The 25160-nt window shown below is 64.7% G+C and carries 21 protein-coding genes; 7 read left to right on the top strand and 14 right to left on the bottom strand.

The genetic code is table 11. The features are described from left to right. Positions 1-39: 39 nt before the first annotated feature. The 3 genes from HZR81_RS07655 to rpmE all read right to left on the bottom strand — a co-directional run bounded on the left by HZR81_RS07655 (position 40) and on the right by rpmE (position 2479). A complete protein-coding gene (locus HZR81_RS07655; protein ID WP_500127740.1) occupies positions 40-1308 on the bottom strand; it encodes a malic enzyme-like NAD(P)-binding protein in 1269 nt (422 codons plus the stop codon). Positions 1309-1451: 143 nt separating this feature from the next. After that, the gene (locus tag HZR81_RS07650; RefSeq protein WP_500127739.1) at positions 1452-2246 is read right to left on the bottom strand and encodes a thermonuclease family protein; all 795 of its coding nucleotides are present in this window, start codon (positions 2244-2246) and stop codon (positions 1452-1454) included. A gap of 20 nt (positions 2247-2266) precedes the next feature. Next, the gene (gene rpmE / locus HZR81_RS07645) at positions 2267-2479 is read right to left on the bottom strand and encodes a 50S ribosomal protein L31 (protein WP_003301052.1); all 213 of its coding nucleotides are present in this window, start codon (positions 2477-2479) and stop codon (positions 2267-2269) included. A 195-nt stretch (positions 2480-2674) separates the two neighbouring features. On the opposite strand from rpmE, the gene HZR81_RS07640 reads away from it, so the two are divergent. The 3 genes from HZR81_RS07640 to HZR81_RS07630 all read left to right on the top strand — a co-directional run bounded on the left by HZR81_RS07640 (position 2675) and on the right by HZR81_RS07630 (position 7418). Continuing rightward, a complete protein-coding gene (locus tag HZR81_RS07640) occupies positions 2675-4897 on the top strand; it encodes a primosomal protein N' (RefSeq protein WP_500127738.1) in 2223 nt (740 codons plus the stop codon). 115 nt (positions 4898-5012) lie between these two features. After that, the gene (gene argS / locus HZR81_RS07635) at positions 5013-6752 is read left to right on the top strand and encodes an arginine--tRNA ligase (protein ID WP_500127737.1); all 1740 of its coding nucleotides are present in this window, start codon (positions 5013-5015) and stop codon (positions 6750-6752) included. Beyond that, on the top strand, positions 6753-7418 hold the full coding sequence (locus HZR81_RS07630; protein ID WP_500127736.1) for an SPOR domain-containing protein: 666 nt from the start codon (positions 6753-6755) through the stop codon (positions 7416-7418). 52 nt (positions 7419-7470) lie between these two features. Here HZR81_RS07630 and HZR81_RS07625 read toward each other — a convergent pair whose 3' ends face one another. The 4 genes from HZR81_RS07625 to trxA form a co-directional block, all read right to left on the bottom strand. Continuing rightward, positions 7471-8442 (bottom strand): CDP-6-deoxy-delta-3,4-glucoseen reductase, encoded by a 972-nt coding sequence (locus HZR81_RS07625; protein ID WP_500127735.1) that lies wholly within the window; start codon positions 8440-8442, stop codon positions 7471-7473. Between the two features lie 73 nt (positions 8443-8515). Beyond that, complete coding sequence (gene ubiD / locus HZR81_RS07620) at positions 8516-9982, bottom strand: 4-hydroxy-3-polyprenylbenzoate decarboxylase (RefSeq protein ID WP_500127734.1); 1467 nt, start codon at positions 9980-9982, stop codon at positions 8516-8518. 123 nt (positions 9983-10105) lie between these two features. After that, positions 10106-11365: a transcription termination factor Rho gene (rho, locus tag HZR81_RS07615; RefSeq protein WP_003295563.1), complete on the bottom strand. Its 1260-nt coding sequence runs from the start codon at positions 11363-11365 to the stop codon at positions 10106-10108. Positions 11366-11598: 233 nt separating this feature from the next. Continuing rightward, positions 11599-11925 (bottom strand): thioredoxin TrxA, encoded by a 327-nt coding sequence (trxA, locus tag HZR81_RS07610; RefSeq protein ID WP_003283463.1) that lies wholly within the window; start codon positions 11923-11925, stop codon positions 11599-11601. Between the two features lie 182 nt (positions 11926-12107). Here trxA and ppx point away from each other — a divergent pair, with 182 nt between their 5' ends. Continuing rightward, positions 12108-13610 carry an exopolyphosphatase gene (gene ppx, locus HZR81_RS07605; RefSeq protein WP_500127733.1) on the top strand — a complete coding sequence of 501 codons (1503 nt, stop codon included), beginning with the start codon at positions 12108-12110 and terminating at the stop codon, positions 13608-13610. Between the two features lie 55 nt (positions 13611-13665). Here the strand turns inward: ppx and ppk1 are convergent, their stop codons facing one another. After that, positions 13666-15882, bottom strand: a complete 2217-nt coding sequence (gene ppk1, locus HZR81_RS07600; RefSeq protein WP_500127732.1) for a polyphosphate kinase 1 — start codon at positions 15880-15882, stop codon at positions 13666-13668. 20 nt (positions 15883-15902) lie between these two features. Continuing rightward, complete coding sequence (gene hemB, locus HZR81_RS07595; protein WP_500127731.1) at positions 15903-16916, bottom strand: porphobilinogen synthase; 1014 nt, start codon at positions 16914-16916, stop codon at positions 15903-15905. Between the two features lie 302 nt (positions 16917-17218). Between hemB and elbB the strand changes: the two genes are divergently transcribed. The 3 genes from elbB to HZR81_RS07580 all read left to right on the top strand — a co-directional run bounded on the left by elbB (position 17219) and on the right by HZR81_RS07580 (position 20740). Further along, complete coding sequence (gene elbB, locus HZR81_RS07590; RefSeq protein WP_500127730.1) at positions 17219-17884, top strand: isoprenoid biosynthesis glyoxalase ElbB; 666 nt, start codon at positions 17219-17221, stop codon at positions 17882-17884. A gap of 144 nt (positions 17885-18028) precedes the next feature. After that, complete coding sequence (locus HZR81_RS07585; RefSeq protein ID WP_110778208.1) at positions 18029-18496, top strand: thioesterase family protein; 468 nt, start codon at positions 18029-18031, stop codon at positions 18494-18496. A gap of 111 nt (positions 18497-18607) precedes the next feature. After that, entirely contained in the window at positions 18608-20740 is a 2133-nt protein-coding gene (locus HZR81_RS07580) for a putative bifunctional diguanylate cyclase/phosphodiesterase (RefSeq protein ID WP_500127729.1), read from the top strand. On the opposite strand, the gene HZR81_RS07575 is transcribed toward HZR81_RS07580, so the two are convergent. Genes HZR81_RS07575 through HZR81_RS07555 form a run of 5 tightly spaced genes read right to left on the bottom strand, consistent with a single transcriptional unit; the run spans position 20715 to position 25113 of the window. Further along, positions 20715-21170: a YaiI/YqxD family protein gene (locus tag HZR81_RS07575; RefSeq protein WP_267932937.1), complete on the bottom strand. Its 456-nt coding sequence runs from the start codon at positions 21168-21170 to the stop codon at positions 20715-20717. The two genes, HZR81_RS07580 and HZR81_RS07575, sit on opposite strands and share 26 nt — an antisense overlap. 14 nt (positions 21171-21184) lie before the next feature. Next, positions 21185-21817, bottom strand: coding sequence for a LysE family transporter (locus tag HZR81_RS07570; RefSeq protein ID WP_230726088.1), 633 nt, complete (start codon positions 21815-21817; stop codon positions 21185-21187). A gap of 42 nt (positions 21818-21859) precedes the next feature. Further along, on the bottom strand, positions 21860-22618 hold the full coding sequence (locus HZR81_RS07565; protein WP_500127728.1) for a TerC family protein: 759 nt from the start codon (positions 22616-22618) through the stop codon (positions 21860-21862). Between the two features lie 3 nt (positions 22619-22621). Beyond that, entirely contained in the window at positions 22622-23206 is a 585-nt protein-coding gene (locus HZR81_RS07560) for a mechanosensitive ion channel domain-containing protein (RefSeq protein WP_200596033.1), read from the bottom strand. Continuing rightward, positions 23203-25113: an ATP-binding cassette domain-containing protein gene (locus HZR81_RS07555; RefSeq protein WP_500127727.1), complete on the bottom strand. Its 1911-nt coding sequence runs from the start codon at positions 25111-25113 to the stop codon at positions 23203-23205. Before HZR81_RS07555 ends, HZR81_RS07560 begins: the two co-directional genes overlap by 4 nt. Positions 25114-25160: the final 47 nt, after the last annotated feature.

Genomic DNA, 25160 nt, shown 5'->3' with positions numbered 1-25160 from the left:
AAAAACCCCGCCAAGGCGGGGTTTTTTGTGTTCTCGCTGTCAACCGTTGAAGACGTCGTTCACTGACTTCAGCGGATAGTGCGACGGGTAAGGCAACGTAGCTACACCACTTTCGATAGCAGCCTTGGCTACAGCGTCCGAAACCAGAGTGATTAGGCGCGGGTCCATAGGCTTCGGAATGATGTACTCGCGGCCGAACTCCAGGCTGTCCACACCATAGGCAGCGGCGACTTCGGCCGGCACCGGCAGCTTGGCCAGATCACGAAGGGCCAGCGCGGCGGCGATCTTCATCTCTTCGTTGATGCGCTTGGCGCGAACGTCCAAGGCGCCACGGAAGATGAACGGGAAGCCCAGCACGTTGTTGACCTGATTCGGATAGTCGGAACGGCCGGTCGCCATGATCACGTCGGAACGCGTCGCATGCGCCAGCTCAGGACTGATTTCCGGATCAGGGTTGGAGCAAGCGAACACGACCGGATTGGCCGCCATGCGCTTGAGACCTTCCGGGCTCAGCAGGTTGGCACCCGACAGACCGACGAAGACATCAGCACCATGCAGCGCGTCATCCAGGGTGCGCTTGTCGGTTTCGTGGGCGAACACGGCCTTGTACTGATTGAGATCGTCGCGACCGGCATGGATCACGCCCTTGCGATCGATCATGAAGATGTTCTCGATCTTCGCACCCATGCTGACCAGCAGCTTCATGCAGGAGGTCGCGGCAGCACCGGCACCGAGGCAGACGATCTTGGCCTGTTCCAGCGTCTTGCCGGCGATTTCCAGTGCGTTCAGCATACCGGCCGCAGTGACGATCGCCGTGCCGTGCTGGTCGTCATGGAAGACCGGAATATCGCACTGCTCGATCAGCGCGCGCTCGATCTCGAAACACTCCGGCGCCTTGATGTCTTCGAGGTTGATGCCACCAAAGGTGATCGAGATGCGCTTGACGGTATCAATGAAGGCCTGCGGGCTCTCGGCATCGACCTCGATGTCGAATACGTCGACACCGGCGAAGCGCTTGAACAACACACCCTTGCCTTCCATCACCGGCTTGGAAGCCAGCGGACCGAGATTACCCAGACCGAGAATAGCGGTGCCATCGGAGATAACCGCCACCAGGTTGCCCTTGCCGGTGTAGCGGTAAGCCAGCTCCGCATCGCGAGCAATCTCGCGAACCGGCTCGGCGACGCCTGGGCTATAGGCCAGGGACAGGTCACGAGCAGTGGCGGTGGGCTTGGTGAGCTCGACGCTCAACTTCCCCGGACGGGGCTGGGCATGGTATTCGAGCGCGGCAGTTTTCAGGTCAGTCATGTGGCATTTCCGCTTATTTTACTGGGACAGACAGGCGGTCGAGCATACGCCAAGAACGAGCGCGCTCACAAGCCAGCGCGCGGCGCAGGCTGTCAAGCCCAGGCAAGTACGACTTTTCGGGTAGACCGGAGCTGACTGCCCAGTCAGTGAGGCAGCCCGAGCATCGCCGGATGGGTCACCCGCAACATCCAGCGAGCCTGTCCTTTTCCGGCCCGCCCGCGACGATCCACCAACCAGCCTCTGGGCTCGAGCGCCGCGCCAGCGAGTCGGGGCAACTGTGCCAGATCGAAAGCATCGAATGCCTGTGGCGGAATGTGCACCACTACCGGGCCATCCATTTCCAGCCAATAGCCGCCGCGATTGTGCTCGACGCGCTCGACTAGGCCCTGCAACAAGGCGAATCCACCTTGCCTCACCGCGCGGGTCGAGCCCGGCGTCAGCTTGCGCCAGATACCCAGGCGGGATTGCCGCGCCAGCCGCTCGGCCCGCAGATGACAAGCCACCAGCGCCGTATTGGGGGCGATCGCCACCATCAAGCCAAGGCCCTCGGCCAGCAAGGCCGATTCCAGATTGCGGCCCTGCTCGTCATAGGCGTGGGCCAGGGTACGACCATAGCGATCTTTTGACTCGCGCCCAAGGACCAGCCCCACCCGTCCGTTGCTGGCCTCGACCAGCGCGCGCAGCCGACGCTGTGCCGCCACGGCGAAGGGCTCGGCCTTGCGACCGTCACGCCCAAGTTCCGGCGCATTGATGCCGATCAGGCGCACGCTTCGGCCATCGACCAGACGCAGCGTATCGCCATCAACCACCTTCGCCACGCCCACCCGCGGCAGTGCCCCAGGCGAGGGACAGAACGCGAGCGCCGGGAGGCTGCAGATGACGGAAACGAAAAAGGCGCCCACGAGGGACGCCTTTTTCATGTGCTCGGAAAACCTCATCGGATTCCCGCTGTGCCGGCTTACTTGGCGCCGAACACACCGAAACGCTGCTTGAAGCGGTCGATACGGCCGCCGGTATCCAGCACCTTCTGCTTGCCGGTGTAGAACGGGTGGCACTCGGAGCACACGTCGATGTTCAGGTTCTTGCCCAGCGTGGAGCGGGTCTTGATGACGTTGCCACAGCTGCAGGTGGCTTCAATTTCGACGTAGTTCGGATGGATATCGGCTTTCATGGTGAATCCTCTAGGATTGCGTGCCGCCACCCGACCCTATGTCGAGTACCGCACGAAGTAGGGCGCGAATCATACCAGAGCACAAAGGTGATGCAAGCGCAGGCGACCGACGTTCCGGCGCCTCCGGACGCGCTATCGGACGGCACCGAGCACCGCGATCGTTTACCATCGGCACTCGTCACCAAGGATCAACGCGTGCCTTCCAGCATCCTCCGCCTGGCGCTGCCTTCGCCGCTGCGCCGCCTGTTCGACTACCTACCGCCACATGGCGTAACTCCCGACTCGCTGCAGCCGGGCATGCGCCTGCGCGTGCCGTTCGGCCGGCGCGAGGTCATCGGCGTGCTGGTAGAGCTGAGCGATCAGAGCGAAGTGCCGCTGGAAAAACTCAAGCCTGCGCTCGAGCTGCTGGATAGCAAGCCGCCACTGCCGCTCCCCCTGTTCAAGCTCTGCCTGTGGACCGCTCAGTATTACCAGCACAGCCTCGGAGATACCCTGAGCTGGGCATTGCCGGTGCTGTTGCGCCAGGGCGAACCGGCCGAAGCGCGCCTGGAACGCTACTGGCGCCTGGTCGAAGGTGCCAGCCCGGACGATCCGCGACTGGCCCGTGCCCCGCGTCAGCGCGAAGCCCTGAAGGTCATCGCACAGCATGCCCACGGCCTGCCCCACGCCCTGATCGGCAAGCTGCAGCTGAACAAGGACAGCCTCGACCTGCTGCAGGAGAAGGGCCTGGTAAGGGTGGAGTCGCGCCGCAGCAGCCCAGCGCGACAGCACAGTGGTAGCTGGCTGCTGCAGGCCGAGCTGACGCTGAATGCGCAACAGCGCGCCGCCTTCGAAGCAGTCAGCGCCGGCCTCGGCAGCTTTCGGGCCTTTCTGCTGGCCGGCGTCACCGGCAGCGGCAAGACCGAGGTCTATCTGCAGCTGATCCATCGCGTGCTCGCAGCCGGCAAGCAGGCCCTGGTGCTGATCCCGGAGATCAACCTCGGCCCACAGACACTGGCCCGCTTCGAGCAGCGTTTCAATGCGCGGATCGCGCTGCTGCACTCCAACATCAACGATCGCGAGCGGCTCGATGCCTGGCTGGCGGCCCGCGATGGTGAGGCGGACATCATCATCGGCACCCGCTCGGCCCTGTTCACGCCGATGAAGAATCCCGGCCTGATCATCATCGACGAGGAACATGACGCCTCCTATAAACAGCAGGAAGGCCTGCGCTATCACGCCCGCGATCTCGCGCTGGTCCGTGCTCGCCAGGAAAACCTGCCTATCGTGCTCGGCTCGGCGACGCCCTCGCTGGAGAGCCTGCACAACGCCCACAGCGGCCGCTACGCGCTGCTCAGGCTGAGCCAGCGCGCCGGCAATGCCCAGCAGCCGCGTTTCCTGCGTCTGGATGTGAAAAGCCGCCCCCTGGACGCCGGCATATCCGGCCCGCTGCAACAGGCCATCGGCCAGACGCTCGCAGCCGGGCAGCAAGTACTGGTCTACCTCAACCGCCGTGGCTTCGCCCCAACCCTGCTTTGCCACGACTGCGGCTGGCTCAGCCAGTGCCCGCGCTGCGATGCGCGCATGACCCTGCACCAACGGCACAACGAACTGCGCTGCCACCACTGCGGGCACGCCGAGCGGCCGCCGCGCAACTGCCCCGACTGCGGCAAGGTAGACCTGCGTCCGGTCGGCGCCGGGACCGAGCGCGCCGAAGAGCGGCTCGGCGTCCTGTTCCCCGATTACCCGGTGCTGCGCATCGACCGCGACAGCACGGCGCGCAAGGGCGCGATGGAAAAGATGTTCACAACTATCAACCGTGGCGAGCCCTGCCTGTTGGTCGGCACCCAGATGCTCGCCAAGGGCCACCATTTTCCGCGGGTGACCCTGGTGGCGATTCTCGATGCCGACGGCGGGCTGTTTTCCGCCGATTTTCGCGCCAGCGAGCGGATGGCCCAGTTGATCGTGCAGGTCGCTGGGCGCGCCGGACGCGCGGAGGAACCGGGCAAGGTGATCATCCAGACGCACCTGGCCGACCACCCGCTGCTGGTGCAGCTGACCGACCAGGGCTATTTCGCCTTCGCCGAGCAGGCGCTGTCCGAACGGCGCGCCGCCGGCCTGCCGCCCTTCAGCCATCTGGCATTGCTGCGCGCCGAAGCGCAGAAGCCCGGTCAGGCCGAGGCCTTCCTCGACGAAGCCTGCACGCTGGCGGAGCAGACGCTCGGGCAGCTGCAGCTCAGCGGCATCGAGCTGCTCGGCCCGGTGCCGGCGCCGATGGAACGTCGCGCCGGGCGCTACCGGGCGCAGCTGCTGCTGCAGGGCAACGCCCGCGCGGCCCTGCATCGCCTGATGGATGCCTGGGTGCCACTGCTCGAGCAGCTGCCCGGCGGACGCGCCGTGCGCTGGAGCCTGGATGTCGACCCGATCGATCTGCTCTGATGGTGCCGTCGGAACGCATGACTTTCCGGCAGCGCGAACCACACGGCTTGAAGCCACACCCATCACGCCCCGATAATGCCGGGTTTTCGCGCACTTCCTGCGGACCGAGCCGACCATGAAAGACAGCATTCGCCACCTGATCCAGCAAGCCCTTGTTCGCCTGACCAGCGAGGGCGTGCTGCCGGAGGGACTGACGCCCGCGATCCAGGTGGAAAACACCAAGGACAAGAGCCACGGTGACTTCGCCAGCAACATCGCCATGATGCTGGCCAAACCAGCCGGCATGAAGCCGCGCGACCTGGCCGAGAAGCTCATCGCCGCGCTGCCGCAGGACGCGCAGATCAGCAAGGTCGAGATTGCCGGCCCGGGCTTTCTCAACTTCTTCCAGAACAGCGACGCCCTGGCCCAGCGCCTCGAAACCGCTCTGGCCGATGCGCAACTTGCGGTGCACAAGGCGAGCGCCAAGCAGCGTGTGGTGATCGACCTGTCCTCGCCGAACCTGGCCAAGGAGATGCACGTCGGCCACCTGCGCTCGACCATCATCGGCGATGCGGTGGGCCGGGTGCTGGAGTTCCTCGGCGACGAGGTGATCCGGCAGAATCACGTCGGCGACTGGGGAACCCAGTTCGGCATGCTGCTGGCCTATCTTGAGGAGAAGCCGGCCGCCGCGGAAAGCGAGCTGGCCGACCTCGAGCAGTTCTACCGCGCCGCCAAGCAGCGCTTCGACGAGTCACCCGAGTTCGCCGATCGCGCCCGTGAACTGGTGGTCAAACTGCAGGCGGGCGATGACCAGTGTCTGAGCCTCTGGACGCGCTTCAACGATATCTCGCTGTCGCACTGCCAGAAGATCTATGACCGTCTCAACGTCAAGCTGACCCCGGCTGACGTCAAGGGCGAAAGCGCCTACAACGCCGACCTGGCGGACATCGTCGAGGCCCTGCGCGAGAAGGGCCTGCTCACCGAAGACAATGGCGCCCAGTGCGTCTTCCTCGATGAATTCAAGAACGCCGAAGGCAACCCGCTGCCGGTGATCGTGCAGAAGGCCGGTGGCGGCTATCTCTACGCAACCACCGACCTGGCCGCCATGCGCTATCGCAGCCAGCAGCTGCACGCCGACCGCGTGTTGTATTTCGTCGACCAGCGCCAGGCCCTGCATTTCCAGATGGCCTTCGAAGTGGCCCGCCGAGCAGGCTTCGTCCATGAAGGCATGCAGCTCGAGCACATGGGCTTCGGCACCATGAACGGCGCCGACGGCCGCCCGTTCAAGACCCGCGATGGCGGCACGGTCAAGCTGATCGACCTGCTCGACGAAGCCGAGCAGCGCGCCTATGCCCTGGTCAAGGGCAAGAACCCGGAGCTCGACGAAGCCGAGCTGCGTCAGATCGCCCGTGCGGTGGGCATCAGCGCGGTCAAGTACGCCGACCTGTCCAAGCATCGCACCAGCGATTACCGCTTCAACTTCGAACTGATGCTGAGCTTCGAAGGCAACACCGCACCCTACCTGCTCTATGCCTACACCCGCGTGGCCAGTGTGTTCCGCAAGCTGGGCAAGGGTATCGACGAGATCAGCGGGCAGATCGAACTGGACGCCGAGCAGGAGCTCGCCTTGGCCGCCAGGCTCGCCCAGTTCGGCGAAGTGCTGAACAGCGTCGGCGAGAAAGGCGAACCGCACCTGCTGTGCGCTTACCTTTACGACCTGGCCGGGTTGTTCTCCAGTTTCTACGAGCACTGCTCGATTCTCAGCGCCGAACAGGATGCGCAAAAGCAGAGCCGCCTGCGTCTGGCCGCCCTGACCGGCCACACCCTCAAGCAGGGCCTGGAACTGCTCGGCCTGGAACCACTGGAGCGCATGTAAGTGGCAGCAAGGAAGAAAGCCGCGCCCAAACGAGGCGCCAGCCGTTATCAGGCGCCGGCCAAGCAGCCCGTGCCTGGCTGGATCTGGCTGGTCTGCGGCCTGGTCATCGGCGGCTTCATCATGTTCCTGATGAGCCTCGAGCCGGGCGGCGAGGAGGTCAAACGCAACAAGGACGCGCCCAGGACTGCGATCAAGGAGCAACCCAAGCGCACGCCCGCCAACGAGCAGCCACCCAAGCCGAAGTATGACTTCTATACCTTGCTGCCCGAATCCGAAGTGATTCTGCCGCCGGAAACCAAACAGCCTGAACCGCCGACTGCGCCGGTCACAGCCGAAGAAGCGGCGAAGATCGACGAGGCACGCGCCCAGGCCGCGCTCAACGGCCAGGTGCCACCGCCACCACCGACCGTCGCCAAGGCACCGGTGACGCAGTTCTTCCTGCAGGCCGGCTCGTTCCGCCAACAGGCAGAGGCCGACCGGGTGCGCGCGCAGATCATCCTGCTCGGCCAGGATGTGCGGGTGGAAAGCGTCAAGGTTCGCGACGAGCCCTGGTACCGGGTACTGGTCGGCCCGTTCAGCAGCCGCGAACAACTCAATGCAGCGCAGAAGACCCTTGGGGCAAGCGGCTACAAGAACCTGCTGTTGCAGCAACGACAGACGCGCTAAATGAAAACGCCGGGCATGACCCGGCGTTTTTGATTGAGCCGAGAAACCCTGCTCAGCTTTCCCGCGGCGCGTAGGCGAAGACATCGGCGCGCATCTGATGCGGGTCCATTCCCGCCTCCACCAGCGCATCCAGAGTGCCGTAAACCATCGAGGGCGAGCCGCTGGCATAGATATGCAGCGGCTTGAGGTCGCTGAAGTCTTCGCGAATCGCCTCGTGCAGCATCCCGCAGCGCCCTTCCCAGCCGCAGACATCACTGACCACGCGGTGCAGATGCAGGTTGCTCATGCTCTGCCACTCCTCCCAGTGCGGCAGTCGATAGAAGTCTTCCGGTCGCCGCACCCCCCAGTACAGATGCACCGGATGCTGAAAACCGGCAGCGCGGCAGTACTCGATCAGGCTGTGCATCTGCGCCATGCCAGTGCCGGCGGCGATCAGTACCAGCGGACCCTCCGGCAGTTCGGCCAGGTGCGTGTCGCCGAAGGGCATCTGGATTCGAGCGAAGCCCTGGCGACGCAGGAACGTCAACAACTCGATAGCAGATTCCTCGCGAGCCAACACGTGCAGCTCCAGCTCGCGGCCACTGCCCGGCGCCGAGGCCAGCGAAAAAGCCGACCACTCGCCATCCTCGCGCTGCAGCAGCAGATACTGACCGGCGTGATAACGCGGCTGACGCCCGGCCGGCAGGCGCAGGCGCAGGCGCACCACGTCACCACCCACCTCTTCGTAGTCACTGAGCTGGCAGCTCAGCTCGCGCACCGGTAGTTCGCCGGGCGCCAGCACACCATCCCAGAGCAGCACACAGTCTTCCAGCGGCTCGGCCAGGCAGGCCAGCAGCTCGCCGTGGTCGCGCACCTCGCCGTCCTGGCGCACACGGCCCTCGACCAGCAGCGAGGCACAGATATGGCAATTGCCATTGCGGCAGCTCTGCGGGCATTCGTAGCCCAGCCGCTTGGCTGCATCGAGTAGGCGTTCGCCGGGTCGCACATCGAGCACGGCGCCGGAGGGCTGCAAGGTCACTTTCATCTGCACGTCTTTTCTGTGAACGGGAGAACCCGTCAAGGCTTCGGGCGGGCTCGGGCCCGCCTCTTCGGTTATGTCAGTCGATACCCAGCTGCGACCAGAGTTCATCGACCCGCTGCTTGATCGCCGGGTCCTGGACGATGGCCCGGCCCCATTCACGATTGGTCTCACCCGGCCACTTGTGCGTCGCATCCAGGCCCATCTTCGAGCCCAGCCCGGAGATCGGCGAGGCAAAATCCAGGTAGTCGATCGGCGTGTTGTCGATCATCACCGTGTCGCGCTTGGGGTCCATGCGCGTGGTAATGGCCCAGATCACGTCGTTCCAGTCGCGGGCATTGATGTCGTCGTCGGTGACGATGACGAACTTGGTGTACATGAACTGGCGCAGGAACGACCAGACACCAAGCATCACTCGTTTGGCATGGCCGGGATACTGCTTCTTCATGGTCACCACCGCCATGCGGTAGGAACAACCTTCCGGTGGCAGATAGAAGTCGACGATCTCCGGGAACTGCTTCTGCAGGATCGGCACGAACACCTCGTTCAGCGCGACACCGAGAATCGCCGGCTCATCCGGCGGACGTCCGGTGTAGGTGCTGTGGTAGATCGGATTCTTGCGGTGGGTGATGCGCTCGACGGTGAACACCGGGAAGCGGTCCACCTCGTTGTAGTAGCCGGTGTGATCGCCGTAGGGCCCCTCATCGGCCATCTCGCCGGGATGGATATGCCCTTCGAGGACGATCTCGGCATACGCCGGCACCTGCAGATCGGAGCCGACCGCCTTGACCAGCTCGGTGCGCGAGCCGCGCAGCAGGCCGGCAAAGGCATATTCGGACAGCGTATCGGGCACCGGCGTGACCGCGCCGAGAATGGTCGCAGGATCGGCACCCAGCGCCACCGCCACCGGGTACGGCCGATCCGGATACTTCTCGCACCATTCGCGGAAATCCAGCGCTCCGCCACGGTGGCTCAGCCAGCGCATGATGACCTTGTTACGACCGATGACCTGCTGACGGTAGATGCCGAGGTTCTGCCGTTCCTTGTTCGGGCCCTTGGTGATAGTCAGGCCCCAGGTGATCAGCGGCGCGGCGTCACCCGGCCAGCAATGCTGCACCGGAATCTTCGCCAGGTCGACGTCGTCACCTTCGAGGATCACTTCCTGGCAGGGCGCGTCCTTGAGTACCTTGGGCGCCATGCTGATGACCTTCTTGTAGATCGGCAGCTTGCTCCAGGCGTCCTTCAGGCCCTTCGGCGGCTCCGGCTCCTTGAGAAAGGCCAGTAGCTTGCCGATCTCACGCAGTTCGGACACATCGTCGGCGCCCATACCGAGAGCGACCCGCTGGGGCGTGCCGAACAGATTGCCGAGCACCGGCATGTCGAAACCGGTCGGATTTTCGAAGAGCAACGCCGGGCCCTGCTTACGCAAGGTGCGGTCGCAGATTTCGGTCATTTCCAGCACGGGGGAGACGGCAGCCGTGACGCGCTTGAGCTCACCGCGTTTTTCCAGGCCGCTGATAAAGTCGCGCAGATCGCGATACTGCATGCTTGAGCCTCGCATGGGCCGGCAGGGTCGGGGCGCAAAGTTTAGCGCCGGCGTCGGGTTTTCCAAAATCTGCAGACAGACAAAGGCCGGGTTTCCCCGGCCTTGTTGGCAACGACGAGTCGCTTACTTGCGCTTCATGGACATGAAGAATTCGTCGTTGGTCTTGGTGTCCTTGAGCTTGTCGAGGAGGAACTCGATGGCGGCGATCTCGTCCATCGGGTGCAGCAGCTTGCGCAGAATCCAGATGCGCTGCAGCTCGTCCTCGGCGGTCAGCAACTCCTCGCGGCGAGTGCCGGAGCGGTTGATGTTGATGGCCGGGAACACGCGCTTCTCGGCGATGCGGCGATCCAGCTGCAGTTCGAGGTTGCCGGTGCCCTTGAATTCCTCGTAGATCACCTCGTCCATCTTCGAGCCGGTTTCCACCAGCGCGGTGGCGAGGATGGTCAGCGAGCCGCCCTCCTCGATGTTGCGCGCTGCGCCGAAGAAGCGCTTGGGCTTCTCCAGCGCGTGGGCGTCGACACCACCGGTCAGCACCTTGCCGGAGCTCGGGATCACGGTGTTGTAGGCGCGCGCCAGACGAGTGATGGAGTCGAGCAGGATGACGACGTCCTTCTTGTGCTCGACCAGGCGCTTGGCCTTCTCGATCACCATCTCGGCGACCTGCACGTGGCGGGTCGGCGGTTCGTCGAAGGTAGAGGCAACCACTTCGCCGCGCACGGTGCGCTGCATCTCGGTCACTTCTTCCGGGCGTTCGTCGATCAGCAAAACAATCAGATGGCACTCGGGGTTGTTGCGGGTGATGTTGCTGGCGATGTTCTGCAGCATGATCGTCTTGCCCGCCTTCGGCGGTGCGACGATCAGGCCACGCTGGCCCTTGCCGATCGGCGCGCAGAGGTCGATCACGCGGCCAGTCAGGTCTTCGGTGGAACCGTTGCCGGCTTCCATCTTCAGGCGCTGGTTGGCGAACAGCGGAGTCAGGTTCTCGAAGAGGATCTTGTTCTTCGCGTTCTCCGGTCGATCGTAGTTGATCGAGTCGACCTTGAGCAGGGCGAAGTAACGCTCGCCTTCCTTGGGCGGGCGGATCTTGCCGATGATGGTGTCACCGGTGCGCAGATTGAAGCGGCGGATCTGGCTGGGCGAGACATAGATGTCGTCCGGGCCGGCCAGATAGGAAGAATCCGCGGAGCGCAGGAAGCCGAAACCGTCCTGGAGAATCTCCAGCACGCCATCACCGGAGATTTCCTCGCCGCTTTTCGCGTGCTTTTTCAGCAGGGAGAAAATCACGTCCTGCTTGCGCGAACGGGCCATGTTGTCGATGCCCATCTGTTCGGCCATTTCCAGCAGTTCGGTGATGGGCTTTTGCTTGAGTTCGGTCAGATTCATAGAAAGAGATCAGGAAGGATGTAGAAAGCGATTAGCTTGAGAAGCCGCGCAGCAGGAGACGAACGAGGCTCGTTGTGCTTTATGAGGCTGAAGTGCGTCGGCGACGGCATGCAGAGGGCGACGGAAGAAAGCGTCGCGAGGCCGAATTTAGCACCGTGCAGGCGAAGCGTCCACCCTGCCGAAGAAAAAAGCCCCCGCAAGTGCGAGGGCTTTGGAGGCGATCTTCGTCGTACTCAGATGTTGCTGTCGAGGAAGGCAGCCAGCTGCGACTTGGACAGTGCGCCGACCTTGGTCGCTTCGACGTTACCGTTCTTGAACAGCATCAGCGTCGGGATACCGCGCACACCGTACTTCGGCGGAGTTTCCTGATTCTCGTCGATGTTCAGCTTGCAGACCTTCAGGCGGCCTTCGTAATCCTTGGCGATCTCGTCGAGTACCGGCGCGATCATCTTGCAGGGGCCGCACCACTCAGCCCAGTAGTCGACCAGCACGGGACCGTCGGCCTGGAGGACGTCCTGCTCGAAACTGCTGTCGCTGACATTGTTGATGTATTCGCTCATGGATTTTCTCCAGGGTCGGAACAGAAAGGTCGCCATCATAGCCCTACTGCGGGCGGATCGAAAGCCGCAGACCCGCCAGCGGGCCACGAGCAGCCGATCAGAGGCTCTGCTGCGGCGAAGACTGCGTTGGCGGATCGGGGCGATCATGTCAGGATGTCGGGGTTTTGCATCGAGACTGCCCAATGCGCCAGAACACCGCCGAGACCTTTCCCATGATCGCTGCCCTGGATCTGGGCTCGAACAGTTTTCACATGGTGCTCGCGCGCACCAGCAATGGCGAAATGCGCATCCTTGAACGTCTCGGCGAAAAGGTCCAGCTGGCCGCCGGGATCGACGAAAACCGCTTGCTCGACGAAGCCGCCATGCAGCGCGGACTCGACTGCCTGCGGCGGTTTGCTCAGCTGGTCAATCATCTGCCGCAGGGCGCCGTACGCATCGTCGGCACCAACGCGCTGCGTGAGGCGCGCAATCGCGCCACCTTCATCCGCCGCGCCGAAGAGATCATCAACCATCAGGTGGAAGTCATCTCCGGCCGCGAAGAGGCGCGCTTGATCTATCTGGGCGTGTCGCACACCATCCCGAGCGGTTCGGGCCGGCGGCTGGTAGCCGATATCGGCGGTGGCAGCACCGAGTTCATCATCGGCGAAGGCTTCGAATCGCAGCTGCGCGAAAGCCTGCAGATGGGCTGCGTAAGCTACACCCAGCGTTTCTTCCGTGACGGCAAGATCACCCCGGCACGCTACGCTCAGGCCTACACCGCGGCGCGGGTCGAGCTGATGGGCATCGAGCATGGCCTGCGCCGGCTCGGCTGGCAGGAGTCCATCGGCGCATCCGGCACCATCCGCGCCGTCGGGCTGGCGATCAAGAGCGGCGGCATGGGCAACGGTGAGGCCAACGTCGAAGGTATCGGCTGGCTCAAGCGCAAGCTGTTCAAGCTCGGCGAGGTGGACAAGATCGATATCGACGGCGTCAAGCCCGATCGCCGCGGCGTGTTTCCCGCTGGCCTGGCGATTCTCGAGGCGATCTTCGATGCCCTGGAGATCAGCAGCATGACCCATTCCGAGGGTGCCCTGCGCGAAGGGGTGCTCTATGACCTGCTGGGCCGCCACCATGACGAGGACATTCGTGATCGCTCGCTGAGCTTCCTGATGGAGCGCTACCACGTCGACATGGAGCAGGCCGCGCGGGTCGAGGCCAAGGCGCTGGAGGCTTTCGACCAGGTGGCCGAAGCCTGGAACCTGGATCAGGACTGGCACCGCGAGCTGCTCGCCTGGGCAGCACGGGTGCACGAAGTGGGCTTGGACATCGCCCACTACCACTACCACAAGCACGGCGCCTACCTGATCGAGCACTCCGATCTGCCCGGTTTCTCGCGCCAGGACCAGCTCATGCTGGCGCTACTGGTGCGCGGCCACCGGCGCAACATCCCACAGGACAAGTTCGGCGAACTCGGTGCCGACGCCGACGCCCTGGTTCGTCTGTGCATCCTTTTGCGCTTCGCGATCCTGTTCCACCACATCCGCGGCGCCAATGCCGTCTCCGACGTGCAACTGAAGGCCGACGAGCGCAGCCTGGAGCTGATCTTCCCGATCGACTGGCTGAACGCCAACCCGCTGACCCGCGCCGACTTCGAGGCCGAAGCCGCCTGGCTCGCGCGCGTGGGCTACGACCTGCGCATGAAATGAAACAAGGGCCCGCAGGGGCCCTTGTTCATTCAGTCAACCGGCAGCCAGCCCGAACTCAACGCGTCCCGACCTGCGGTCCGGTGAGACGCTCGAGCAAAGTGCTCTGCACGTTGCGCGCGTTCTGGTTGCCGGTCGGGCTGTTGCGCACGTAGCTGCCGTCAGGCTGCAGGATCCAGCTCTGGGTGTTGTCGCTGAGGAAGCCCTCCAGCTCTTTCTTCACCCGCGTCACCAGCTTCTTGCCCTCGACCGGGAAGCAGGTTTCCACCCGCCGATCGAGATTGCGCTCCATCCAGTCCGCACTGGAGAGATAGAGTTTCTCGTCGCCATCGTTCTGGAAGTAGAACACCCGGCTGTGCTCGAGGAAGCGACCGATGATCGAGCGCACATGAATGTTGTGCGAGACCCCAGCGATGCCAGGGCGCAGGCAGCACATGCCGCGCACGATAAGGTCCACACGCACGCCGGTCTGGCTGGCCTTGTACAGCGCCTTGATCATCTTCGGATCGGTCAGTGCGTTGATCTTCAGGATGATGTGCGCCGGCCGGCCCTCGGCCGCATGCTGGGTCTCCTGGGTGATCAAGTCGAGCAGCGTCTTCTTCAGCGTGAAGGGCGCGTGCAGCAGCTTCTTCATGCGCATGGTTTTGCCCATGCCGATCAACTGACTGAACAGCTTGGAGACGTCCTCGCAGAGCGCGTCGTCCGAGGTCAGCAGGCTGTAGTCGGTGTACAGCCGCGCGTTGGCCGCGTGGTAGTTGCCGGTGCCCAGGTGCGCGTAGCGGCAGAGCTCGCCGTTCTCGCGACGCAGGATCAGCATCATCTTGGCGTGGGTCTTGTAGCCGACCACGCCGTAGATAACCACCGCGCCGGCCTGCTGCAGGCGGCTGGCCAGCTGCAGGTTGGATTCCTCGTCGAAGCGGGCGCGCAGTTCGATCACCGCAGTGACCTCCTTGCCGCTGCGCGCCGCATCCACCAGCGCGTCGACGATCTCGGAGTTGGCGCCGGAGCGGTAAAGCGTCTGCTTGATCGCCAGCACGCAGGGGTCCTTGGCCGCCTCGCGCAGCAGGTCGACCACCGGCGTGAACGACTCGAAGGGGTGCAGCAGCAGGATGTCCTGCTTGTTGATCACGCTGAAGATCTTGTCGCTGTTCTGCAGGAGCTTCGGAATCGACGGGGTGAACGGGCTGTATTGCAGCTCCGGGTGGCTGTCCAGGCCGGTGATGCTGAACAGCCGGGTCAGGTTGACCGGGCCGTTGACCCGGTACATCTCACTCTCGCCGAGGCTGAATTGCTTGAGCAGGAAGTCCGCCAGGTGTTGCGGACAGGTGTCGGCCACCTCGAGACGCACGGCATCGCCGTAACGCCGCGAGATCAGCTCGCCACGCAGCGCGCGGGCCAGGTCCTCGACGTCCTCGGTGTCCACCGAGAGGTCGGCGTTACGGGTGAGGCGGAACTGGTAGCAGCCCTTGACCCGCATGCCATGGAACAGGTCGTCGGCGTGGGCATGGATCATCGAGGAGAGGAAGACGAAATTGTCGCCTGGACCACCGACCGACTCCGGCACGCGAATCACCCGCGGCAGCAGCCGTGGCGCCGGGATGATCGCCAGACCGGAATCGCGACCGAACGCATCGACGCCCTCCAGCTCGACGATGAAGTTCAGGCTCTTGTTCACCAGCAGCGGGAACGGGTGGGTCGGATCGAGTCCGATCGGCGTGACGATCGGTGCGATCTCGTCACGGAAGTAGCGGCGCACCCATGCCTTGAGCTTGGCCGTCCAGTGCCGGCGGCGGATGAAACGGATCTGGTGTTCGGCCAGCGCCGGCAGCAGCACGTCGTTGAGGATCGCGTACTGGCGGTCGACCTGCTCATGCACCAGCTCGGAAATGCGCGCCAGCGCCTGATGCGGCTGCAGACCATCGGCGCCGGCCTGCTCGCGGGCGAAGGTGACGCGCTTCTTCAACCCGGCAACGCGAATCTCGAAGAACTCGTCGAGGTTGCTGGAGAAGATCAACAGGAACTTCAGCCGTTCCAGCAGCGGATAGGACTCGTCCAGCGCCTGCTCCAGCACGCGGATGTTGAACTGCAGCTGGGAAAGCTCGCGGTGGATGTACAGCGCGCTGTCATCCAGATTGGTCACCGGTGCGACCGGCGCCTCCTCGACGACTTCCGGCGGCGCGGAAGGCACCGCTACCGCTTCCGGCTCGACCACCTCCAGCGCCTCGCTGACGACGGCGTCCTGCAGATCCTTTTCGCTGAGTCCCTGGTTGATCATCGCTTTGCCTCGAAAAGGGCTCACTGGCCCCGTTTTAATTGTTGTGCCGCCTGCTTGGCGAAGTAGGTGAGGATGCCATCGGCCCCGGCGCGCTTGAAGCCGACCAAAGACTCAAGGATGACGGCCTCGCTCAGCCAGCCGTTCTGGATGGCGGCCATGTGCATGGCGTACTCGCCGCTGACCTGATAGACGAAGGTCGGCGCCTTGAAGGCCTCCTTCACCCGCCAGACGATGTCCAGGTACGGCAGGCCGGGCTTGACCATGACCATGTCGGCGCCTTCGGCCAGGTCCGCGCCCACCTCGTGAAGTGCCTCGTCGCCGTTGGCCGGGTCCATCTGGTAGGTGTTCTTGTTGCTCTTGCCGAGATTCGCTGCCGAACCCACCGCATCGCGGAACGGGCCGTAGTAGGCACTGGCGTACTTGGCCGAATAGGCCATGATGCGCACGTTGTGGTGGTCGGCCACTTCCAGCGCCTCGCGGATCGCCTGAATGCGGCCATCCATCATGTCCGACGGCGCGACCACCTGGGCACCGGCCTCGGCATGGGAGAGCGCCTGCTTGACCAGCGCATCGACGGTGACGTCGTTCTGTACGTAGCCGTTGTCGTCGAGGATGCCGTCCTGGCCGTGAGTGGTGAACGGATCGAGCGCGACGTCGGTGATGATGCCCAGCTCCGGGAAGCGCGCACGCAACGCACGGGTTGCGCGCTGGGCGATACCGTCCGGATTCCAGGCTTCGGCGGCATCCAGGGATTTCTTCTCCAGCGGTGTCACCGGGAACAGCGCCAGTGCCGGGATGCCGAGCGCCACCAGCTCCTCGGCCTCCTCGAGCAGCAGGTCGATGGACAGCCGCTCGACGCCGGGCATCGACGGCACGGCTTCGCGACGGTTCTCGCCATCGAGCACGAACACCGGGAGGATCAGGTCATCGACCGTCAGCACGTTCTCGCGCACCAGACGGCGGGAAAACTCGTCGCGACGGTTGCGGCGCAGGCGGGTGGCGGGGAACAGGCGGCTGGCAGGAACGAAACTCACAACGGACTCCTGGCCCGCAGAACGGGCGAATATGACGTTTATAGGCCTGAAGCATGACGAAATGATGACAGCGCCATGCCGCCGGGCCTGCGAAATCGCCCCATTGTCGCCAGCCCCGCCCACGACTGCCAGTGCTTTGAGCGAGCGTAAAGCAGCGGGCCAGACCCGCGGCAATGAACACCGGGCGGTCAGGCGAATCCAAACCAGCATGCGGGGCTTACCTGGAACCGCCCCAGGTATTAGCATCGAGCCCATCCGCAGCGCCCACCCCAGGGCCGTTGAAACTGACCAGGAGTATCGATATGAACAAGAAAGTCGCCGTGATCCTATCCGGCTGTGGCGTCTACGACGGCTCGGAGATCTATGAGAGCGTCATCACCCTGCTGCGCCTGGACCAGCGCGGCGTCAAGGTGCAGTGCTTCGCACCGAACATTGCGCAGATGCATGTGATCAACCACCTGACCGGCGAGGAAATGCCGGAATCGCGCAACGTACTGACCGAATCGGCACGCCTGGCCCGTGGCGAAATCAAGGATCTGCGCGAGGCACGCGCCGAGGATTTCGACGCGCTGATCATGCCTGGCGGCTTCGGTGCCGCGAAGAACCTCTCCACCTTCGCCACCGAAGGTGCGAACAGCAAGGCCCTGCCGGACGTGGTGGCGCTGGTCAAGGCCTTCGCCGAGGCGCGCAAGCCGGTCGGCATGATGTGCATCGCGCCGACCATGGCCGCGGAGATCTTCGGCTCCGGCGTGATCTGCACCCTCGGCAGCGACGACGCCGACGCCGCCAAGGCCGTCGGCCAGATGGGTGCCAGCCACCAGGCCTGCGAGGTCAGCGACATCGTGGTGGACAAGCAGCACCGCCTGGTCACCACCCCGGCCTACATGCTGGCGCAGTCCATCAGCGAAGCGGCGTCCGGCATCTACAAGCTGGTCGACCGAGTGCTGGAGATGACCACCGAGGACTGATTCTTCGAACAGGCTGTAAATCCCGGGGCAACCCGGGATTTTTTTGCGCGAAAGTCGCCAAAGCCGCGGGTGCTCTTGCCGTTGGCCTGTTCAGCCCGGGCGACCTCGGGCAGTTTGGTCCGACCCTCTTCAGGAATGCCGACCATGAACCATGACGACGCGCTGCTCGCCGAGCAGGCCCAGGCGGTACGCCAGATGTTCGAGCGCATCCCCTTCAACCAGGCCCTGGGCATCGAGCTCGATGAGATCTCCACGTCGCGGGTGGTGATGCACCTGCCAATGAAGCCCGAGCTGGTCGGCAACTTCGTCCATGGCATCCTCCACGGCGGCGTGATCGCCTCGTTGCTCGACGTCGCCGGTGGCGCCATGGCGATGCTGGGCGCCTTCGACAAGCATCGTCACCTGACCATGCAGGAACGCGCCGCCCGCCTATCCCGCCTCGGCACCATCGACCTGCGCATCGACTATCTGCGCCCCGGCCGCGGCACGCGCTTCACTGCCAGCGCGACCCTGCTGCGCTCGGGCAACAAGGTCGCTGTGGTACGTTCGGAGCTGCACAGCGAATCGGACACGCTGATCGCCGTGGGCACCGGCACTTATCTTTGCGGCTGACCGACCGATAGGAGATTGGCGGCCGGGGTGCGCTCTCGTACACTCTGCCGCACATAGCCATGAGCCATCATCTCCACGAGGCAGGACGCCCGACAGTTCGAGTGCCGCCGCGTGTCCAGACTGCTTTTTTCCGACCTGCCCGCCGACCAAGTTGCCCTGCTCGGGCATAGCCACGACCCGCTGCTGGTCGTACTCTCCTATCTGATCGCCAGCGCCGCGGCCTTCACCGCCCTGGCCCTGGCCAAGCGGGTCAGCCGCAGCAGCAGCCCGCGCGGGCGCGAGCTCTGGCGCTGGGTCGGCGCCTTCGCCCTGGGCGGCGGAATCTGGTCGATGCATTTCATCGGCATGCTGGCCTTCCGCGCGCCGCTGGACATTCGCTACGAGCACGGCATCACCGCCCTTTCGCTACTGATCGCCGTGGCGGTGTCCTACGTGGTGATGCGCGTGCTTGGCCGCGATCGGTTGAGCGTGGCGCAGTACGCCCTGGCCGGGACCGCTGCCGGCATCGGCATTGCGGCGATGCATTACACCGGGATGGCCGCGATCCGTTCGCTGGCCACGCTGTACTACGCGCCGCTGGCCTTCGCCGCCTCGGTGCTGATCGCCATCGGCGCCTCCATCGCCGCATTGGTAATGGGCTTCCACTTCAGCAGCAGCCAGAGCCGCCATCAGCGTTGGCAACGCCTGCTCTGCAGCCTGGTGATGGGCGCGGCGATCGTCTCCATGCACTACACCGGGATGCACGCGCTGACCCTGGCTGTCCCCGCCGGTCTCGTGGAGCATGCCGCGCCATTCGGCAGCCATACCGGCCAGGGCGCCCTCGCCTCGGCGATCGGCCTGGTAGCCCTGCTGGTGATCGTCATCGGCATTGCTGCGAGCTGGGCCGAACAGCGCTTCAGCGAGCAGCGCCAGGCGCTCGATCTGGCCGAGCACCAGCTCAATGCGATGACCCACTATGACCCGCTGACCAACCTGTTCAACGGCCGTGCCTTCACCGAGATGGTCACCCAGGTGCTGGCCGTGCGCGCGGAACGCCAGGCGCTGGCCGTACTGGTGGTGGACCTGGACAGCTTCAAGCGCATCAACGACAGCCTCGGCCACCGCAGCGGCGACCTGGCGCTGCAGCAGACGGCGCAGCGCATTCGCGCGGTGCTCGGTCAGCACGACATGCTGGCGCGCTTCTCCGGCGACGAGTTCTGCGTGCTCACCCTGGGCGCATGGGAGCACGCCCAGGCACTGGCCAACCGGATCCTCGAGCAGCTGCGCCCACCGTTCGTCCTCGGCGACACCCAGCTGCGCCTTACGGCCAGCATCGGCATCAGTCAGTACCCGGAGGATGGCCTCAACTTCGATGCCCTGTTCCGCCACGCCGGCCTGGCCGTCGGACAGTGCAAGGCCAGCGGCCGCAACCGCAGCCTGCGCTTCAACCCGGCTCTGGAACTGCGCGCCCAGGAAGACCTGTCGTTGGAGCAGGACCTGCGCCGCGCGCTGAACGAGAACCTGCTCAGCGTGCACTACCAGCCCATCGTCGACGGCCGCAGCGGGCGTCCGGTGAGCCTCGAAGCATTGGTGCGCTGGCAGCATCCGCAGCAGGGATTCATCAGTCCGGAGCGCTTCGTCGGGCTGGCCGAGCAGCACGGTTTCGTCGCCGAGCTGGACACCTGGGTGGCGCGCCGTGCCTGCGCCGACCTGGCCGGGCTGCTGGGCGAAGGTCACGATCTGCGCATGGCGGTCAATTGCTCGGCGCTCAACCTATCCAACCCGCAGATGCCCACGGTGGTTGCGCGGATTCTCGAGCGCACGGGGCTCGAGCCGGCGCGGCTGACCGTGGAAGTCACCGAGAACGCCCTGATGAACAGCCTCGGCGCGGCGATCCGCACGCTGGATGCGGTGCGCGAGCTGGGCGTGAAGGTTTCGATCGATGATTTCGGCAGCGGCTATTCCTCGCTGGCGTACCTGCGTCAGCTGCCGGTCGATACGCTCAAGGTCGACCGCGCCTTCGTCCGGGAAATCGCCGAGCAGGCCAACGACCGCGCCATCACCGCGGCGATCATCGCCATGGCGCACAAGCTGGGGCTGAAGGTGGTGGCCGAAGGGGTGGAAGAGGCGGTGCAGCTCGACTACCTGCGCGAGAACGGCTGCGACTTCATCCAGGGCTACTACTACAGCCGGCCGCTGCCGTTACCGGCGCTGCGCGACTGGCTGGCCGCGCGGCCGCTCACTGTGGCCGGGACAACCGCGTGAGCAGCCGGTCGAGCGCATTGGCGAACGCCTGTCGGTCACGCTCGCCGTAAGCTGCCTGGCCGCCACCCATCTGCCCCTGATCGCGCAGATCGGTGAACAGGTTGCGCACCGCCAGGCGCTCGCCCATGTTGCGCTCGTCGAACTCGCGCCCGCGCGGGTCGAGCGCGGCGACACCCTTCTTCACCAGCCGGTCGGCCAGCGGCACGTCGCTGCAGATCACCAGGTCACCGGGCTCGGCATGCTCGACCAGATAATCGTCCGCGGCATCCGGCCCGCTCGGCACGACGATCAGGCGCACACAGGCGAACGCCGGCTTGACCTGGCTCTGCCCGGCGACCAGCAGCACCTCGAACTTGCGCTTGAGGGCGAACTTGATCACCTGATCCTTGGCCGCGCGTGGGCAGGCGTCGGCGTCGATCCACACACGCATCGGTCCTGCCGCACTCATGCCGCGGCGCGCCGGACAGTCGCCAGCAGGGCCGCTGCCCCGGCGAACATGGTGGCAAAGCTGCGGTTGACCAGGCGCTGCTGACGCGGCGTACGCAGCAGGCGCAACACCTTGGCCGCAAGCCCGGTGTAGCCGGCCATGACCAGCAGATCGACCACCACCATGGTCGCCGCCATCTCACTGTACTGCAGCAGCAGCGGCCGCTGCGGATCGAGGAACTGCGGCAGCACCGCAAGGATGAAGACGATTGCCTTGGGATTGCTGGCATTGACCAGGAAGCCACGCAAGACCAGGCTCAGCGGCCGGCCGATGGGCCGCGGCGCGGCCGAGTCGTCCAGCGCTTCCGGTTGTGCCTGCCACTGCTTCCAGGCCAGCCAGAGCAGGTAGCAGACGCCGAACCACTTGATCAGGCCGAACGCCAGTTCCGAGGTCGCCAGTACCGCGCCGACACCGGCGGCGACCACGGCGATCTGCAGCACCAGCGCCAGCTGCAGACCGATGGCGTTCCAGTAGCCGCGCCAGAAGCCGTACTGCAAGCCGCAGGACATCGAAGCGATGGCCCCGGCCCCCGGCGACAGGCTGATCACCCAACAGGCGACGAAAAAGGCAAGCCAGGTTTCCAGCGTCATGGTCAGTCTCCCTTGGTCGAGCGCGCGAACTTGGCGCGATGGTCAGTCCGGCATGTCCTTGCCCAGTTTCACCGGTTCCTTCAGCTTGCGCTTCATGGCCTTGCGCATGCGGATGTTCAGCGCTTCGACGCCCAGCGAGAAGGCCATGGCGAAGTAGACGTAGCCCTTGGGTACATGCACGTCGAAGGCTTCGGCAATGAGTAGCGTACCGACGACGATGAGGAACGACAGGGCAAGAATCTTCAGCGTCGGATGCTTGTCGATGAAGTCGCTGATGGTACCCGCCGCCAGCATCATGACCAGCACGGCGATGACGATCGCGGCGACCATCACCGGAACGTTCTGCACCAGGCCCACCGCGGTGATTACCGAGTCCAGCGAGAAAATGATATCGATCACCGCGATTTGCAGGATGACCCCGAGGAACCCGGCCTTCACCCCGCTGCCAGCAGCCTGGTCCTCTTCCTCACCCTCGACGCTGTGCCAGATCTCCATGGTGCTCTTGAACAGGAGGAACAGGCCACCGAAGAACAGGATCAGGTCGCGCCCGGAAACACCCTCCCCAAGCACCGTGAACAGGTCGTTGGTCAGGCGCATCACCCAGGCGATGGACAGCAACAGCAGGATCCGCGTGCCCATGGCCAGCGCCAGGCCGAAGATGCGCGCCTTGGGCTGCTGCGCCTTGGGCAGGCGGCTGACCAGAATCGAGATGAAGATGATGTTGTCGATGCCCAGGACGATCTCCAGGGCAGTCAGGGTCAGAAAGGCGACCCATATTTCAGGGTTGCTGAGCCATTCCATAGGTTACTTCTCTGGGGTGGGAGGGTTGATCAGTTGCATGTCGCCGCCGCGCCAGCGGCGCACGGCTTTCTGGAAGAACAGGCTGTTGGGCACCTGGACGATGGCGCCGGTCTCGGCTTCGGCCACTTCCTCGAGGGTCGTGTAGAGCAGATTGATGTCGATGACGCGTCCCTTGACGATCGGCTTGTCGAACGCCTCGACGATCTCCACCACGTCGCCCAGGCGGAACGGACCGACGGTGAGGATCAGCACGGCACAGAGCAGGTTGGACAGCACGCTCCAGATCGCGAAGAAGGCGATCGCGGCTACCGCGACGAAACCAGAAATGGCCGTCCAGAGCACCGTGGCGGACACCCCGAAGCGCTCCAGCACCATGATCAGCGCACCGCCGATGATGAACCAGCGGATACCACCGCGCACCGGGATCAGCAACTCCGGCGGCAGCGGATAGCGCGACGACAGCCGGGTCAGTCCGCGCACGACCAGGCGCTGCAGCACATACGCCACCAACAGGATCAGCAGCACCTGCAGACCCAGCATCCACTGCAGGCGCCACTCCTCGATCAGGGCCAGCCAGGTTTCGTTCACGCGCTGGCCTCCAGTTGCGCCTGCAGGGCTTCCAGGGTTTCCAGTGCTTCCAGCCAGGCCTCTTCCAGCTCGCCTTCGCGAACCTTGAGCTCGGCCTGCTGGGCCAACAGCTCTCGCAGTTCGTCCTTGCGCGCCACCTCATAGAGCGCACTGTCGCCGAGTCGGGTTTCCAGTGCGGCCAGCTTTTCGTGCACACCAGCCAGGTCCTTCTCCAGCTTGTCGGCCTGGCGCTTGTGCGGCGCCAGCTGCTGACGCAGCGCGGCGGCGGCCTGGCGCTGGGCGCGCTTGTCGGTCTTGTCCACGGCAGGCTCGCCGCTCGCTACTGGTTGCTGGCGCGCCCGGTAGTCCACCAGCCAGCGCGCGTAATCCTCGAGATCGCCGTCGAAGTCCTGCACTCGGCCATCGGCCACCAGCAGAAATTCGTCGGTAGTGCTCTTGAGCAGATGGCGGTCGTGCGACACCACCAGCACCGCTCCCTCGAAGTCCTGCAGCGCCAGGGTCAGTGCCAGGCGCATTTCCAGGTCGAGGTGGTTGGTCGGTTCGTCGAGCAGCAGCAGGTTGGGCTTGCCCCAGGCGATCAGCGCCAGCGCCAGGCGCGCTTTCTCGCCACCGGAGAAGTTCAACACCGGCTCGTCGCAACGATCGCCGCGGAAATCGAAGCCGCCGAGGAAATCGCGCAGGGTCTGCTCACGCTCGTTGGCGGCGATGCGCTGCAGATGCAGCAGCGGACTGGCCTTGGGGTCGAGCGAATCGAGCTGGTGCTGGGCGAAGTAGCCGACCACCAGGTTCTCGCCGCGCTGCAGGCGGCCGCCGAGAGGCGAAAGCTCGCCGGAGAGCGTCTTGATCAGGGTCGATTTGCCGGCACCGTTAGGGCCGAGCAGGCCGATCCGTGCGCCGGGCACCAGCTGCAGCTTGACCTTGTCCAGCACCAGCTTGTCGCCATAGCCGAGACGGCCCTCGGCCAGATCCAGCAACGGGCTGGAGACCTTGTCGGCTTCGCGGAAACGGAAATCGAACGGCGAATCCACATGCGCCGGGGCCAGTTCCTCCAGCCGCTCCAACGCCTTGATCCGGCTCTGTGCCTGGCGCGCCTTGGTCGCCTTGGCCTTGAAGCGGCGGATGAAGCTTTCCATGTGCGCGCGCTGCGCCTGCTGCTTCTCGTAGGCCTGCTGCTGCTGGGCCAGACGCTCGGCGCGGGTGCGTTCGAACGCCGAGTAGCCGCCGCGATAGAGGGTCAGCTTGCGCTGCTCCAGGTGGATGACGTGGTCGACCACCGCGTCGAGAAAGTCGCGGTCGTGGGAAATCAGCAGCAGCGTGCCGGGATAGCCCTTGAGCCAGTCCTCGAGCCAGAGGATCGCATCCAGGTCGAGGTGGTTGGTCGGCTCGTCCAGCAGCAGCAGGTCCGAAGGACACATCAGCGCCTGAGCCAGATTCAGACGCATGCGCCAGCCACCGGAAAAGCTACCGACCGGCAGCGCCATCTGCTCGTTGGAAAAGCCCAACCCGGCGAGCAGCTTGCGCGCCCGTGCATCGGCGCTGTAACCGTCGGCATTGTCCAGCTCGCTGTGCAGGCGCGCCAGGGCGTTGCCGTCATGAGCCTGCTCGGCAGCAGCCAGGTCACGCTGGATACGACGTAACTCGACGTCGCCGTCTAGCACGTAATCTACCGCCAGGCGGTCGAGGGTATCGATCTCCTGGCGCATGTGCGCGATGCGCCAATCCGGCGGCAGCTGGCAGTCGCCACCATCGGGCACCAGCTCGCCACGCAGCAGGGCGAAGAGTGTGGATTTGCCGGCACCGTTGGCACCGACCAGGCCGGCCTTCTGGCCGGGATGCAGGGTCAGCTCGGCGCCTTCCAGCAAACGCTGAGGGCCACGCTGTAGAGTGAGGTTCTGAAGTCGGATCATAATGGCGGCGAGTTTATCAGTTCGCCTGGGAAGCCAGCCGGGCGGCC

It is taken from the genome of Pseudomonas sp. LM13, assembly GCF_041381355.1.
Taxonomy (GTDB): Bacteria; Pseudomonadota; Gammaproteobacteria; order Pseudomonadales; family Pseudomonadaceae; genus Stutzerimonas; species Stutzerimonas frequens.
This window is presented reverse-complemented; position numbering and strand designations above follow the sequence as displayed.

Bases quoted from the DNA above. Each gene is read 5' to 3' on its own strand.
- HZR81_RS07655 (WP_500127740.1), bottom strand. From the start codon at position 1,308: ATGACTGACCTGAAAACTGCCGCGCTCGAATACCATGCCCAGCCCCGT.
- HZR81_RS07650 (WP_500127739.1), bottom strand. From the start codon at position 2,246: ATGAGGTTTTCCGAGCACATGAAAAAGGCGTCCCTCGTGGGCGCCTTT.
- rpmE (WP_003301052.1), bottom strand. From the start codon at position 2,479: ATGAAAGCCGATATCCATCCGAACTACGTCGAAATTGAAGCCACCTGC.
- argS (WP_500127737.1), top strand. From the start codon at position 5,013: ATGAAAGACAGCATTCGCCACCTGATCCAGCAAGCCCTTGTTCGCCTG.
- HZR81_RS07625 (WP_500127735.1), bottom strand. From the start codon at position 8,442: ATGAAAGTGACCTTGCAGCCCTCCGGCGCCGTGCTCGATGTGCGACCC.
- ubiD (WP_500127734.1), bottom strand. From the start codon at position 9,982: ATGCAGTATCGCGATCTGCGCGACTTTATCAGCGGCCTGGAAAAACGC.
- rho (WP_003295563.1), bottom strand. From the start codon at position 11,365: ATGAATCTGACCGAACTCAAGCAAAAGCCCATCACCGAACTGCTGGAA.
- trxA (WP_003283463.1), bottom strand. From the start codon at position 11,925: ATGAGCGAATACATCAACAATGTCAGCGACAGCAGTTTCGAGCAGGAC.
- ppx (WP_500127733.1), top strand. From the start codon at position 12,108: ATGCGCCAGAACACCGCCGAGACCTTTCCCATGATCGCTGCCCTGGAT.
- ppk1 (WP_500127732.1), bottom strand. From the start codon at position 15,882: ATGATCAACCAGGGACTCAGCGAAAAGGATCTGCAGGACGCCGTCGTC.
- elbB (WP_500127730.1), top strand. From the start codon at position 17,219: ATGAACAAGAAAGTCGCCGTGATCCTATCCGGCTGTGGCGTCTACGAC.
- HZR81_RS07585 (WP_110778208.1), top strand. From the start codon at position 18,029: ATGAACCATGACGACGCGCTGCTCGCCGAGCAGGCCCAGGCGGTACGC.
- HZR81_RS07575 (WP_267932937.1), bottom strand. From the start codon at position 21,170: ATGCGTGTGTGGATCGACGCCGACGCCTGCCCACGCGCGGCCAAGGAT.
- HZR81_RS07570 (WP_230726088.1), bottom strand. From the start codon at position 21,817: ATGACGCTGGAAACCTGGCTTGCCTTTTTCGTCGCCTGTTGGGTGATC.
- HZR81_RS07565 (WP_500127728.1), bottom strand. From the start codon at position 22,618: ATGGAATGGCTCAGCAACCCTGAAATATGGGTCGCCTTTCTGACCCTG.
- HZR81_RS07555 (WP_500127727.1), bottom strand. From the start codon at position 25,113: ATGATCCGACTTCAGAACCTCACTCTACAGCGTGGCCCTCAGCGTTTG.